Origin of the sequence: Micromonospora taraxaci (genome assembly GCF_007830095.1) — a bacterium.
GTDB classification, from domain to species: domain Bacteria; phylum Actinomycetota; class Actinomycetes; order Mycobacteriales; family Micromonosporaceae; genus Micromonospora; species Micromonospora taraxaci.
Map to the genome: position 1 here is coordinate 6,079,268 of NZ_VIWZ01000001.1, position 12,632 is coordinate 6,091,899.

Annotated in this window: 13 protein-coding genes; 3 read left to right on the forward strand and 10 right to left on the reverse strand. The window is 71.1% G+C overall.

What is annotated here, in order from left to right; translation table 11 throughout:
- Positions 1-32 precede the first annotated feature (32 nt).
- Entirely contained in the window at positions 33-227 is a 195-nt protein-coding gene (locus tag FHU34_RS27475) for a hypothetical protein (protein WP_007456482.1), read from the reverse strand.
- A gap of 372 nt (positions 228-599) precedes the next feature.
- Here FHU34_RS27475 and FHU34_RS27480 point away from each other — a divergent pair, with 372 nt between their 5' ends.
- Both FHU34_RS27480 and FHU34_RS27485 read left to right on the forward strand, forming a co-directional pair.
- Positions 600-1,733, forward strand: a complete 1,134-nt coding sequence (locus tag FHU34_RS27480; protein ID WP_145785102.1) for a CAP domain-containing protein — start codon at positions 600-602, stop codon at positions 1,731-1,733.
- Positions 1,734-1,849: 116 nt separating this feature from the next.
- Positions 1,850-2,692, forward strand: coding sequence for an endo alpha-1,4 polygalactosaminidase (locus FHU34_RS27485; RefSeq protein WP_145785103.1), 843 nt, complete (start codon positions 1,850-1,852; stop codon positions 2,690-2,692).
- Between the two features lie 56 nt (positions 2,693-2,748).
- On the opposite strand, the gene FHU34_RS27490 is transcribed toward FHU34_RS27485, so the two are convergent.
- The 9 genes from FHU34_RS27490 to rsmD all read right to left on the reverse strand — a co-directional run bounded on the left by FHU34_RS27490 (position 2,749) and on the right by rsmD (position 10,668).
- Positions 2,749-4,968 (reverse strand): MMPL family transporter, encoded by a 2,220-nt coding sequence (locus FHU34_RS27490; RefSeq protein ID WP_145785104.1) that lies wholly within the window; start codon positions 4,966-4,968, stop codon positions 2,749-2,751.
- A gap of 222 nt (positions 4,969-5,190) precedes the next feature.
- The gene (gene mutM / locus FHU34_RS27495) at positions 5,191-6,048 is read right to left on the reverse strand and encodes a bifunctional DNA-formamidopyrimidine glycosylase/DNA-(apurinic or apyrimidinic site) lyase (protein WP_145785105.1); all 858 of its coding nucleotides are present in this window, start codon (positions 6,046-6,048) and stop codon (positions 5,191-5,193) included.
- On the reverse strand, positions 6,041-6,955 hold the full coding sequence (gene rnc / locus FHU34_RS27500; RefSeq protein ID WP_244311857.1) for a ribonuclease III: 915 nt from the start codon (positions 6,953-6,955) through the stop codon (positions 6,041-6,043). Before rnc ends, mutM begins: the two co-directional genes overlap by 8 nt.
- Complete coding sequence (locus FHU34_RS27505) at positions 6,952-7,938, reverse strand: phosphate acyltransferase PlsX (protein WP_145785106.1); 987 nt, start codon at positions 7,936-7,938, stop codon at positions 6,952-6,954. Before FHU34_RS27505 ends, rnc begins: the two co-directional genes overlap by 4 nt.
- A 108-nt stretch (positions 7,939-8,046) precedes the next feature.
- On the reverse strand, positions 8,047-8,220 hold the full coding sequence (gene rpmF / locus FHU34_RS27510; RefSeq protein WP_030335284.1) for a 50S ribosomal protein L32: 174 nt from the start codon (positions 8,218-8,220) through the stop codon (positions 8,047-8,049).
- A gap of 5 nt (positions 8,221-8,225) precedes the next feature.
- Complete coding sequence (locus tag FHU34_RS27515) at positions 8,226-8,789, reverse strand: YceD family protein (protein ID WP_088991069.1); 564 nt, start codon at positions 8,787-8,789, stop codon at positions 8,226-8,228.
- 111 nt (positions 8,790-8,900) lie between these two features.
- Entirely contained in the window at positions 8,901-9,398 is a 498-nt protein-coding gene (locus tag FHU34_RS27520) for an SPFH domain-containing protein (RefSeq protein WP_088991070.1), read from the reverse strand.
- Between the two features lie 227 nt (positions 9,399-9,625).
- The gene (gene coaD / locus FHU34_RS27525; protein WP_088991071.1) at positions 9,626-10,108 is read right to left on the reverse strand and encodes a pantetheine-phosphate adenylyltransferase; all 483 of its coding nucleotides are present in this window, start codon (positions 10,106-10,108) and stop codon (positions 9,626-9,628) included.
- Positions 10,105-10,668, reverse strand: coding sequence for a 16S rRNA (guanine(966)-N(2))-methyltransferase RsmD (gene rsmD / locus FHU34_RS27530; RefSeq protein WP_145785107.1), 564 nt, complete (start codon positions 10,666-10,668; stop codon positions 10,105-10,107). Before rsmD ends, coaD begins: the two co-directional genes overlap by 4 nt.
- Before the next feature lie 305 nt (positions 10,669-10,973).
- On the opposite strand from rsmD, the gene FHU34_RS27535 reads away from it, so the two are divergent.
- A complete protein-coding gene (locus FHU34_RS27535) occupies positions 10,974-12,482 on the forward strand; it encodes a cell wall anchor protein (RefSeq protein WP_145785108.1) in 1,509 nt (502 codons plus the stop codon).
- Positions 12,483-12,632 lie beyond the last annotated feature (150 nt).

Here is a 12,632-nt window from a genome sequence, read left to right on the forward strand (position 1 = left end):
GATGGTGCGATTCAGTTTTGTCGACGCGGAGATCAGGTCAGCGCCGGCTCGGCCAGACGGAGCAGATCGTCCGCCTCCGCCGCAGCCGCCGCGAGCCGATCATTGTCGGCACGCAGACGCGTGATCTCGAACTCCAGTGCCTGCACCCTGGCACGTAGCCGGGTGACCTCGTCGAGCAGACGCCGGTCGGGCGCTGCACCTACGTGGCCGTAGAGGGCCTTCGCCATGCTGACTCCTTGATATGCGCTGCCGGAAAGGCCGGCCAACGCGCGCCCATTTGTACGCGGCTGTCATTCCAGGCTGTATCTGGGCATGACCGGGCGCGACTGGCGACACCTATATATTGAGCCGCAAACCCCTCCTTCGTCAAGTTCTCGCAGGCCGTAGATCATCTCTACGTCCACCTGTCCACTTGTCGGGGGGCTGCCTTCACGGCACGGACACGCTCTGTCCGGACACCTTTACTGTACGCCCGGATTCCCGGAAGTCCGCCCCCTCGCGTCCGACTTCCCCTTAACTCTTCCTTAGCCACGTTGCCGCAGGTCGCGGGCGCGCCGTAGCGTCACCCCGGCCCGCAACTGACCTCTGGAGGCATAGGCGTGTACGGCTGGACCGACCCGATGGACCCGAACGGCGCCCCCCGGCGCGCTGAACGGCCGACCGACGAGCCGGCCTGGCTGCACGACCGCCCGGAGCCCCGCTCGGCCTACCTGTTCGGTGACGACACCGACCAGCCCGGCGACGAGCGGCACCCGCAGCAGCCCGCCGACGACTGGCAGTCGGGCCGGTCGACGCCCGCCGGCCCGGCAGACGCCCCCACCGCCGCCTGGCCAGCCCACCGCCCGGGCGACGACAGCGGCCACTGGGGCGACAGCCACCCGGTAGAGGACACCACCGGCGGGTGGCACACCGACAGTGACCCCGCGACCACCGACGAATGGCGTGCCCAGGATGGGGCGACCGGCCGTTCCGGCGAGGGACGGCACCGCTCCCCGCGCCGCTGGCGCAAGCCGATGATGATCGGCGGTGCCGCTGCTGCGGCCACCCTCGTGGTGACCTTCGGCGTCGGCGCGCTCGCGATGCCCGGCGGTGGCGACGGGGCCGACCAGCCGACCGCTGTCGACGACACCTTCGCCGCGTCGCAGGCCCCGACCGAACCGCCGGCCCTCGACACCCTGGCCGCACCCTCCCCGTCCGCCGCGCCCAGCTCGGCGCAGCCGAGCCCCTCGCCGACCAAGGTCGTCAAGCCGACCCCCGCGGCGTCGCGGACCACCGCCGCGTCGCGCCGCGCCCGCAGCACCGCACCGAGCACGACCACCGGCTCGGGTTCCGGAGGTTCCAGCGGCACCGTCAGCTCGCAGGCCCGCGAGGTGGTGGACCTGGTCAACGCCGAGCGGGCCAAGGCCGGCTGCAAGGCGCTGAGCATCAACGACAAGCTGATGACCGCCGCGCAGAAGCACAGCCAGGACCAGGCCGACCACCAGAACATGTCGCACACGGGCAGCGACGGCAGCAACGCCGGCGTCCGGCTGGACCGGGTCGGCTACGCCTGGCGCACGTACGGCGAGAACGTGGCCTGGAACCAGAAGACCCCGACGTCGGTGATGGACGCCTGGATGAACAGCTCCGGCCACAAGGCCAACATCCTGAACTGCGCGTTCACCGAGATCGGCGTCGGCATCGCCAACAGCAACGGACCGTACTGGACGCAGGTCTTCGCAGCACCGCGCTGACCGCGCGTCGTCCGCGCCCCCGCGCTCGTTTGACCCGATGAGGTACGTCGGGCCGAGCGTGGGGCCGGCGTACCGGTGAGGGCGGCGACGGGCCGCCCCGGCCCCGGGAGCTGCCGATGCGGATCCGGCCACGGCGACGCGCCGCCGTACGCCCACTGCACCGCGTCGTGTCGGCCGGCGTCGCGCTGCTGCTGATCGTTCCGGCGTACGGGTGCCGTCCGGCGCTGACCCCGCCCGGCGCGCCCACCGCGTGGCCCGCCGGGCAGTCCCGCCAATGGCAGTGGCAGTGGCAGCTGACCGGGCCGCTCGACCTGGCGGTGCAGGCGGACGTCTTCCTGCTCGACCCGGTGGCCACCACCGCCGCGGAGACCGCCGAGCTACGCTCCCGGGACCGCCGGTTGATCTGCCAGGTGCACGTCGGGTCGGTCCGCTCAACCGACCCGGACGCCAACCGGTTCCCGCACGTCGTCCACGGCTCGACCGGGCCTCGTCCGGACAGCCGGTGGCTGGACGTACGGAGCTGGGACGCGCTCCAACCGGTGCTGGCTGACCGGTTCCGGCTGTGCCGGGGCAAGGGGTTCGGCGCGGTCGCGCTCGCCGACGCCGACGGGTACGCGTTCCGCACCGGCTTCCCACTCGACTTCGACGACCAACTGCTATTCAACCGCCGGTTGGCCGAGCTGGCCCGCTCGCTGAGCCTCTCCCCCGGGCTGGTCAACGACGTGCCGCAGCTCGCCGCGCTGGCCCCGGACTTCGACTTCGTGGTCAACGAGGAGTGCGTACGGCTGGCCCAGTGCGCCAAGCTGCTGCCGTTCGCCGACGCCGGCAAGCCGGTCTTCCACGTGGAGTACTCCGGCTCGACCGACGACTTCTGTGTGACCACCGTCGGGTACGGCTTCGCGTCGATCCGGAAGGACCGCGCGTTGGACGCGTCCCGGGAGGCCTGCCCGCTGCCCTGAGCCTGAACCTGTGTTGGGCCGGGCCGCGGTCGCGACCCGGCCCAACGCTTCGGACGTCAGGGCACCGGTACCAGCTCCGGGGTGGGGGCCGGCGGGTCGGCCGGCGCGGGCGCCGGGCGAGGGCGCAGGAAGCGCGGGGCCCACCAGTTGGCGTCGCCCAACATGGTCATCAGGGCCGGCAACACCACTCCCCGGATGATCGTGGCGTCCAGCAGGATCGCCGCCGCGAGGCCGATGCCGAGCTGTTTCATGTCGATCGTGCTCAGCGTGGCGAAGATCGAGAACACGCCGACCATCACGATCGCCGCGCTGGTCACCACCCCGGCCGACGAGGTGATCCCGTAGGACACGGCATCGCGGTTGGGCATGCCAGCCCGTACCCCCTCGCGGATCCGGCTGACCACGAAGACGTGGTAGTCCATCGAGAGGCCGAAGAGCACCACGAAGAGGAACAGCGGCAACCAGGACACGATGGCGCCCATCGACGTGAAACCGAGCAGCCCCTCGGCCCACTCACCCTGGAAGACCAGCACCAGCAGCCCGTACGCGGCACCGGCGGAGAGCAGGTTCAGCGCGATGGAGCTCGCCGCGACCACCACCGACCGGAAGGTGAACACCATGACCAGGAAGGTCAGCACCAGCACGAAGCCCATGACCAACGGCAACTTGTCCCGCACGTGGGCCGCGTAGTCCTCACTGTCGGCGACGCTGCCGCCGACCGCGTACTCGATGCCGGGGATACCCCGTAACCCGGCCGGGACCAGGTCCTCGCGCAGCTTCTCCAGCGACTGCACCGACCGGTCGTCCCGGCTGGCGTACGGGGTGGCGACGTCCAGCACCGACACCCGCCGGTCGGCCGACACCTCGATCTTCGGGCCGTCCGCCTCGACCGGGGCGAACAGCGGATCGCCGGCCGCCCGGGTGGACAGGTCGGTGAGGGCGGCGCGTACCCGGTCGGCCTGTTCGGCCGGCGCCCGCACGGCCACCACGTGGTTGGTGCCGGTGCTCGGGAACGCGGCGGTCAGCCTGTCGTACGCCTGCATCGCCGGCGTGGTGCGGGGCAGGTCCTCCATGCCGGGGAACTTCAGCTTCATGCCGAGCGCGGGCGCGGCCAGCGCGAGCAGCAGTCCGACCGAGATGACCAGCGTCACCACCGGCGCGCGCAGCGCCGGGCGGAGCACAGCGGGCCAGAGCCGGGGCGCACGGGGCTGGCCGTGCCGGCCGGTGCGCGGCGCGGTCAGCCGCCACAGCAGCGGCACGCGGGGCCGGTCGACCCAACGGCCCAGCCGGGCCAGCAGGGCGGGCAGCACCGTCAGCGAGCCGGTCACCGCGACTGCGACCACCAGGATCGAGCCGACCGCGAGGGACGAGAAGACCACGTCGCCGGCGAGCAGCAACCCGGCCATCGAGATCATCACCGCGAGGCCGGAGACCACCACCGCGTGACCGGACGTCTCCGCCGCGATCTCCACGGCGTCGAGGCCGGAGCGGCCCTTGGCGCGTTCCTCCCGCTCGCGACGGATGTAGAACAACGAGTAGTCGACCCCGACCGCCATCCCGATCAGCAGGATCACCGGGGCCGTGGTGTCGGTCGCCGGCACCAGGTGCGAGGCGAGGGTGGACAGACCCATCGCGGCGGCGACCGACGAGAGCGCCAGCAGCACCGGCACGCTGGCCGCGATCAGTGCCCCGAACGCGATGATCAGGATCGCCAGGGTGACCGGCAGGCTGAGCAGCTCGGCACGCTCGAAGTCCTTGCCCAGGGTGTCGTCGAGAGCCTGGCCGATCGACGGTCCACCGACCTGTTCCACCCGCACCTGCGGATGTGCGGCCTGCACGGCGGCGGTCGCGTCGCGCAACGGCTGCACCCGCTCCGAGGCCGTCTCCGGGTCGCCGGACATGGTGATCGGCACCAGTAGTGCCGAGCCGTCCCGAGCGGTGACCGGCTCACCCACAGCGGCCACCCCGACGACAGTGCGCAGCCGGGCCGCCGCGTCGTCGGCGGCTGCCGTGGCCGCCGCCTGGTCCAGCGCACCGCCCGGAGAGGTGATCAGGACGTTGTCCACGGCCGGGTCGTCGAAGTTGGCGGCGTCCACGATCAGGCCGGCCCGCCCCGCCTCACCGATGGCCTGGTCACCGCTCGTGGCCTCGTTGAGACCAGCGGCGTTGCCGCCGACGAAGCACACCGCGACGAACACCGCCCACAGCGCGATCGCCCGCCACGGGTGCTCGGCGCTCCACCGCGCCAGCCGCACCGTCACCGGTCTTTTCCGCATCTCGGATCCCCCTGTCACGTCAGCCCCCCAGTCAACGGAGCTGACGTTAGGGGCGTGACGAGGCGGTCACATCGGGGATCGGCCCCGGCCCGCCCCGGAAACCCGGGGCTGGTCGGTGGGGGTCGGCGCGGCGGGCATCAGCCACGAATCGGACGTACGCCGGGGTCCAGCCCGGAGCGACCCGCCGCGACCCGCCGACGCCGCCCCGGAGTCGACTCCGGGTCATCCCCGAAGGGAACCCCGGGGCCGCGGCTGGCAGCGCGGGCAGCTGTACGAGGACCGGTTCATGAACGCCTCGCGGCGGATCGGCGCACCGCACCGACGGCACGGCTCGCCCTCGCGGCCGTACGCGTTCAGCGCCCGGTCGAAGTAGCCGCTCTCCCCGTTGACGTTGACGTAGAGGGCGTCGAAGCTGGTGCCGCCCTCACTGATCGCCTCGCCGAGCACGTCACGGACGTGGCCGAGCAGGCGCTGCACGGCCGGGGCGGTCAGCGCGTCGGTGGGTCGGCCGCCGTGCAGCCGGGCACGCCAGAGCGCCTCGTCGGCGTAGATGTTGCCCACCCCGGAGATCAGGGTCTGGTCGAGTAGCGCCCGCTTCACCTCGGTGTGCCGGCGACGCAGCGCGGCGACGAATCCCTCGTCGGAGAACTCCGGGTCGATCGGGTCACGGGCGATGTGCGCGATCTCGTCGGGCAGTTCGGCGCCGCCCTCGCTCACCGAGAGCCCGCCGAACGTGCGTTGGTCGACGAAACGCAGCTCCGGCCCGTCGTCGGCGAACCGGAAACGGACCCGCAGATGGGTCTCGTCGGTGGTGCCGGATGGCTGGAGCAGCATCTGACCGGACATGCCGAGGTGACCGATGATCGCGTCGCCGCTGTCCAGTGGCAGCCACAGGTACTTGCCCCGACGGCGGGCGTCGAGCACCATCCGACCGGCGAGCACGTCGGCGAAGTGCACGTCACCGGGCACGTGCCGACGGACCGCACGTGGGTGACGGACCTCGACCGAGACGATCCGGCGGCCGACCACCCACTGGGCCAGCCCCTGCCGGACGGTCTCGACCTCGGGCAGTTCAGGCACGCCGTGACCCCGTCTCGTGGCCGTCGGCGCCCCCGGCCGGCAGGACCTGCGCCAGGTGGTCGGCCTGCTCGGCCTGGGCCGCCCGCTCGGCGCTTTCCAGCGGCCCGCCCCGGCTGTCCTGGCTGGCCTCGCCGTTCTGGCTGGCAGTGCCGTTCTCGCCACCACCGGTGTTCTGGCTGTCGTCGCCGTTGTGGCCGTTCTGCTCGGCGAGCGTCCGCCAGGCGGCCTCGGCGGCGCGCTGCTCGGCCTCCTTCTTGCTGCGCCCCTCGGCGCCGCCGTACCGGTTGCCGGCCACCACCACCCACGCGGTGAACGTCTTCAGATGGTCCGGGCCGGTGCCCTCGATCCGGTACTCCGGAACACCGAGCCCGAGCGCCGCCGTCAGCTCCTGCAGGCTGGTCTTCCAGTCCAGGGCGGCGCCCCGACCAGCCGACTCGGCCATCAACGGGTCGAAGAGTCGGTGGATGACGATGCCCGTGGTGTCCAGCCCGTACTGAAGGTAGATCGCGCCGAGCAGCGCCTCCAGCGTGTCGGCGAGGATGCTCGCCTTGTCCCGACCGCCGGTGGTCTCCTCACCCTTGCCGAGCAGGAGGTACGCGCCGAGGCCGTCCGGGCCCAGACCACGGGCCACGTCGGCGAGCGCCCTCATGTTGACCACGCTGGCACGCAGCTTCGCCAGCTGCCCCTCGGGGAGGTCCGGGTGGTTGTGGAACAACGCTGTGGTGATCACCACGCCGAGCACCGAGTCGCCGAGGAACTCCAGCCGCTCGTTGGTGGGCAGCCCACCGTTCTCGTACGCGTACGAGCGGTGGGTCAGCGCGCGCTGGAGCAGCTCGGGTTCGAGACTCACGCCGAAGGCGGCTTCCAGCTGACCGACGGATACCCGCCGCCTCTTGTCGTTGCTCATGATGTGCGTACCTCGGTGTCGGTGGAACGGTTGGCGCGGTCCGTCGCGGCGTCGCCGTCGAGCAACGCGGAGACCAGATCGGTGGCGCGCCGTCGCCACAGGTGAGCGGCGAGGGCGATGCCGGAGGCGACGTCGCCGGCGCGGGCGGAACCGTGGCAGACGACCACCGTCCCCGCCACGCCCAGCAGGGCGGCAGCGCGGGGAGCGCCACCTTCGGCGGGAGGGCCGCCGGCCATGGCGTACGCGCCCTCGATGGCCTTGAGCAGCACGTTACCGGTGAACCCGTCGGTGACGACCACATCGGCGCGCGCGCCGAGCGTCACGTCGTACCCCTCGACCAGGCCGATGTAGCGCGCCCCGGCGGGGAGTCGTTCGGCGGCGAGCAGCGGGTCGGTGGCCCGGCGGACCCGATCGCCCTTGCCGGCCTCGGTGCCGACCGACAGCAGCCCGACCCTGGGCGCGGGGATCGAGTGGGCCACCGCGGCGTACGCGGCGCCGAGGACGGCGTGGCGGGCGAGAGTGGCCGGGCGGGGTTCCAGGGAGCCACCGACGTCGAGCAGGACGACCGGCCCGGCCACGGCGGGCAGGGTGGCGACCAGGGCGGGTTGGCGGATCTCCGGCCAGCGGCCGAGGCCGAGAACGGCAGCGGTGACTGTGGCACCGGTGGCACCGGCGGACACCATGGCATCGGCGGTGCCGTCACGGACGGCGGTGACCGCGGCGCGGACGGTGCTCTCCTTGCGGGCGGCACTGGGGTGGTCGGCCATGCCGACCACGTCGCGGACGGGCCGCACCGCGACCCGGACGCGCTGCGCCGGATCGAGGTCAGCGATCAACTCGTCGGCGACCTCGGTCGGGCCGACGAGGAGCAGGTGCAGGTCGGGGTCGGCGCGCATGGCCCGCAGAGCGCCGTCAACCACGACGGCGGGAGCGTCGTCCCCGCCGAGGAGGTCAACGGCGATCCGCGCGGTGCCCGGCTCCACGGGAACGCCGGCCGGAGTCGGCCGGGCATCGGGAGCCGGGGCACCGGGCGAATGCCAGGATGCGCGCGCCGCCCGACCTGGGGTCGGGGGCGTCACTGGGCGTCCAGGTCAGACCTCGAGAACCTGGCGGCCGTTGTAGGTGCCGCAGACGGAGCAGGCGGCGTGCGGCAGCTTCGGGGACTTGCACTGCGGGCACGCAACGGTCGCGACCACCGTCGCCTTCCAGTTCGCCCGGCGGGACCGGGTGTTGCTGCGCGACATCTTGCGCTTCGGGACGGCCACGGTTCTTACTCCTCTGTAACGGTCAGTTGCGACAGGCCCGCCCAACGCGGGTCGATCTGCTGGTGACTGTGGTCGGCCGGCAGATCGTCCCAGTGCGCCCCGCATTCGGGGCACAGTCCTGGGCAGTCCTCCCGGCAGAGCGGGTTGGTCGGCAGCGTGAGCACCAACGCGTCCCGCAGCGCCGGCTCCAGGTCGATCAGATCGCCCTGCATCCGGCCCACCTCGTCCTCGTCGGTCGTGGCGTCCGTGGTGCTGTCCTCGTACGCGTACAGCTCCTGGATCGTCACGCCCATCGAGTCGTTGATCTCGCGCAGGCAACGGCCGCACTCGCCCTTGACGGGACCGGTGATGGTCCCGGAGACGAGCACGCCCTCGGACACCGACTGCAACCTCAGATCGAGGTCGAGATCCGCACCCTCCGGCACGCCGATCAACTCCACACCGAGGTCCGCCGGTGCCGGCACGACCCGCTTGACCTCACGCAACGCGCCAGGGCGGCGCGGCAGGTCCCTCGTGTCGAGGACCAGCGGCGACCTGGGGTTGAGTGTCGATGGCGAGTGCTTGGGCATAGTTAGACTCCGGCCGGTGAGAGGCCGACAAAAAAGGTTACCTGGACGACCGCCGGACCGTCGAACCGGGGGCGACGCCTGCGGCGAGAATGTCGGCTGGTGAGGTGCCGCTCAGAAGGGTAGCGGGCGTTCCGCCTCGTCCCCAGCGAACGTGCCGATCTCACGCAGGGCGTGCATCTTGTCCCGGCCGCGCTCTATCGAGGCCAGCGCCCGGGTGAGGAACTGTTCGAAGTTGGCCAGCGCGGTGTCGACGTAGTCGTCGACCTCCTCACGCAGGCGCTGCGCCTCGGCTCGGGCCTCCGCGATGATCCGGGCACCCTCGTGCTCGGCCGACACGGTGATCTCGTTCACCGAGACCAGGCGGGCGTGTTCTGCCTCACCCTCGCTGATGATCCGGTCCGCCTCGCGCTTGCCGGCCTCCATGATCTTGTCTCGCTCCTCGAGGAGCGCGGCGGCGCGACGCAGGTCGGCGGGCAGGTCGGCACGTATCTCGTCGAGGGCCGCGATCGTCTCACCCCGGTCGACCATGCAGTTGTTGCGCGACATCGGGACGGAGCGGGCCTGCTCCACCATGGCGATCAGTTCGTCGATGCGATCGAGCGGGTCCACCGGTACCTCACTCCTGTCGTTCTTCGGCCGACCTCCATGATGCGGGCTACGGCCGTTCCCCGCGCCACCAATCATGGCGTGCCCGCCCCACCCGCGCCCCATCCGCCCCAACCCGGCGCGTCGCGACATCGTCACCCGGCGCCCACCGTGCCCGCACTCTTGCCTCGATTTCCGGCAAAAAGGGGCGTCCCGGGGCGGAGCGGTGCTATCGCCGGCAGAGGGTGTGATCAGCTACGGGGGCCGAGGCGGGCCTGGAGAGCCTTACGGACCGGGTCGGGGACATGGGCGGAGATGTCGCCACCCCACTTGGCCACGTCCTTGACCAGGCTCGACGAGAGGAACGAGTAGAGCGGGTTGGTCGGCATGAAGAGCGTCTCGACACCCGCCAGCCCGATGTTCATCTGGGCCATCTGCAACTCGTAGTCGAAGTCGCTGACCGCGCGCAGGCCCTTGATCAGCACACTCGCCTGCTGGGCCCGGCAGAAGTCGACCAGCAGCCCGCGGAACGACTCGACCCGGACGTTCCCGTACGACGAGGTCACCTCGCGGAGCATGTCGATCCGCTCCTCGACGGTGAAGAGGCCACTCTTCGACTGGTTCACCAGCACACCGACGATCACCTCGTCGAAGAGCCGACTGGCCCGCCCGATGATGTCGAGGTGTCCGTTGGTGACCGGATCGAACGAACCGGGGCACACCGCACGTCTCATGATCGGCGACCGTACCAAAGTGTGGTCTCGCCGTAACGGCGACTGCGGTCCGGGGTGATGCCGTCCACCCAGTCGAACTGCCTGGTGCGACGGGACCGCTCCACCACCACCAGCGCGTCGGGCGCCAGCCACTCGCCGCCGACCAGCGCGGCCAACAGGGCGGTGATCTCCTCGTCCGGAACCGCGTAGGGAGGGTCGGCGAAGACCACGTCGTACGGGCCGCCGTCCGGGCCGGCGGCCAGCGCCGTCGCCACCTTGCCGGCGACCAGGCGGGCTGCCGGGCCGACGCCGAGGGTTGCGACGTTCTCCCGGATCACCCGGGCCGCGCGGGGGTCGGACTCGACCAGCAGGACGTGCCGAGCACCCCGGGAGAGCGCCTCCAGACCGACCGCGCCGGAGCCGGCGTACAGGTCGGCGAAGCGGGCGCCGTCAAGGTCGACCTCGGCTTCGACGGCGCTGAACAGTGCCTCCCGAACCCGGTCGGACGTAGGTCGGGTGCCGGCGCCGGGAGGCGCGGCGATCCGCCGGCCACCGAGCGTGCCGGCCACGATCCGGGTCATGGTCTCCACCTGCTCATGCCCGCGACGCTACGCGACCCTTCGGACCTGCCGGCCGACACGGTCGGTACCGCCACAACGATCAGGTGATCACTTCTCGTATATCAATGATCTCAACTTCATAACATCCGTCTTAGCAAATCCTCAAGGCTGTCTCATGCGAGGCGTTCTCGCTAGGGTCTGCCGGGTGCCGGCGGCAACCCACCGGCCCGCGGTACGGGAGGGCACCTCTCCGGTCGGACGTGCGGCGACCGTCCACTGTCACTCCCGTGCCACACCCCTGACGCTTCAGCACTCCAGGAGTACCCGTGATCCGTCCCAAGCTGTCGCTACGGCGACCGCTGGCCATCCTGGGAGCCGCCCTCATCGGCCTCACCGGGGCAGTCGCGGTGGCCGGCCCGGCCAGCGCGCACCACACCACGATCACCGCCGTAGCCGACTGTGACCGGCTCACCGGCGAGCGAGTGATCACCTGGAAGGTGGAGAACAGCGAGCGCAACAAGGAGGTCACCCTCAAGAAGGTGACCGCCGACCCGTCGACCGAGGTCACCGTGCCGGTCAAGGGCTCCAAGGCGGTCCCGCTGCAGGGCTCCGTCATCCCCAAGGGCGGCAGCGTCCTGGCCGTCCAGCGAGTGCCGGGCGACACCAAGAGCGCCAAGCTCACCGTGTTCGGCAAGTGGAAGCAGAACGGGCAGGAAGCCACCAACGACGGCAGCATCAACCTGGCCGCCGACAGCTCCTGCGCGCCGACCCCGAAGTGCGTCGACGTCAACAAGGCCAAGTACAGCCACACGTTCGACGGCCCGAAGGGCACCGCCACCGTCAAGCTCGACGGTGACCTGCCGCTCTGCGGCGAGGGCAAGCAGTGGTTCACTCTGGTGTCGTACTTCGCGCCCCGGCCGCAGTTCGCCACCCCGCAGTACGTCTACGGCACGCCGGACAGCAACTGGATCGGCGGCACCCAGACCGAGATCACGCTGAACGTCGAGATCCCGGACTGCCACACGCAGGTCGACCTGATCTGGGGCGGCAAGGACGAGGTCATCGACGAATTGGTCGAGGGTGGCAAGCGCTACGACAACAAGAAGCTCGGCTCCCCGGGCGCCCCGGGCAACCGCTCGAAGGGCCCGCAGGGCTGGTACAACGGCGGCAACAAGAGCTGCACCACCCCGGCCTCGACCTTCGCGTCCAACTGCGACGGTTCGGTCGCCGTGTCGCTGAGCAACGACGGCAAGATCAGCAAGTACGCCGTCGAGTTCGAGGTCAAGGGCGAGAACGGCTTCACCAAGAAGGTCTCCGTCCCGGCTGGCAAGGCCGACACCAGCGTTGTCGTGCCCGCTGCTGACGCCGGCAAGATCGAGGTGCTGGTCGACGGCAAGGTGGTCGAGAACGGCACGTACAAGTGGGAGCGCCCTGAGGACTGCCCGCTGCCGGTCGTCACCACCAAGGCCGACTGCAAGGACTTCGCCCTCACCGTGACCAACCCCGAGGGTGGTCTCCCGGTCAAGGCGACGTTCACCTACGGCGACAAGAACGAGACCCGCACGGTCGCGGCCGGCAAGTCGGAGACGGTGACCTTCAAGGCCAGCAAGGCCGAGTCGGCTCTCGTCTCGCTGCCTGACCTCGACCTGGAGATGGAAGCGGTCTACACGCCGGAGGGCAACTGCGGTGGCGGTGGCGCTGGCGGCGAGGAGCCGGGCCTCCCGGTCACCGGTGCGGCGGCGGGCGGCATCGCCGCCGGCGCGATCGCGCTGCTGATCGCTGGCGCGGTGCTCTTCGTCATCGCTCGGCGTCGTCGGGTTACCTTCACCGCCTGAGACAACCCGCTCTGACAACTGAGGGCGCGCCGACCACCCGGTCGGCGCGCCCTTCGTCATGCGCTGGGTGGCCCGTCCCGGGGTGACGTGATCGACTCGGAATCATTGAAGTCGGGGCATCCCTCCCGGCGGGACACCCCAACTTCCTGA

Bases quoted from the DNA above. Each gene is read 5' to 3' on its own strand.
- FHU34_RS27515 (WP_088991069.1), bottom strand. From the start codon at position 8,789: ATGCCCAAGCACTCGCCATCGACACTCAACCCCAGGTCGCCGCTGGTC.
- FHU34_RS27485 (WP_145785103.1), top strand. From the start codon at position 1,850: ATGCGGATCCGGCCACGGCGACGCGCCGCCGTACGCCCACTGCACCGC.
- coaD (WP_088991071.1), bottom strand. From the start codon at position 10,108: ATGAGACGTGCGGTGTGCCCCGGTTCGTTCGATCCGGTCACCAACGGA.
- FHU34_RS27490 (WP_145785104.1), bottom strand. From the start codon at position 4,968: ATGCGGAAAAGACCGGTGACGGTGCGGCTGGCGCGGTGGAGCGCCGAG.
- FHU34_RS27475 (WP_007456482.1), bottom strand. From the start codon at position 227: ATGGCGAAGGCCCTCTACGGCCACGTAGGTGCAGCGCCCGACCGGCGT.
- rsmD (WP_145785107.1), bottom strand. From the start codon at position 10,668: ATGACCCGGATCGTGGCCGGCACGCTCGGTGGCCGGCGGATCGCCGCG.
- rnc (WP_244311857.1), bottom strand. From the start codon at position 6,955: ATGAGCAACGACAAGAGGCGGCGGGTATCCGTCGGTCAGCTGGAAGCC.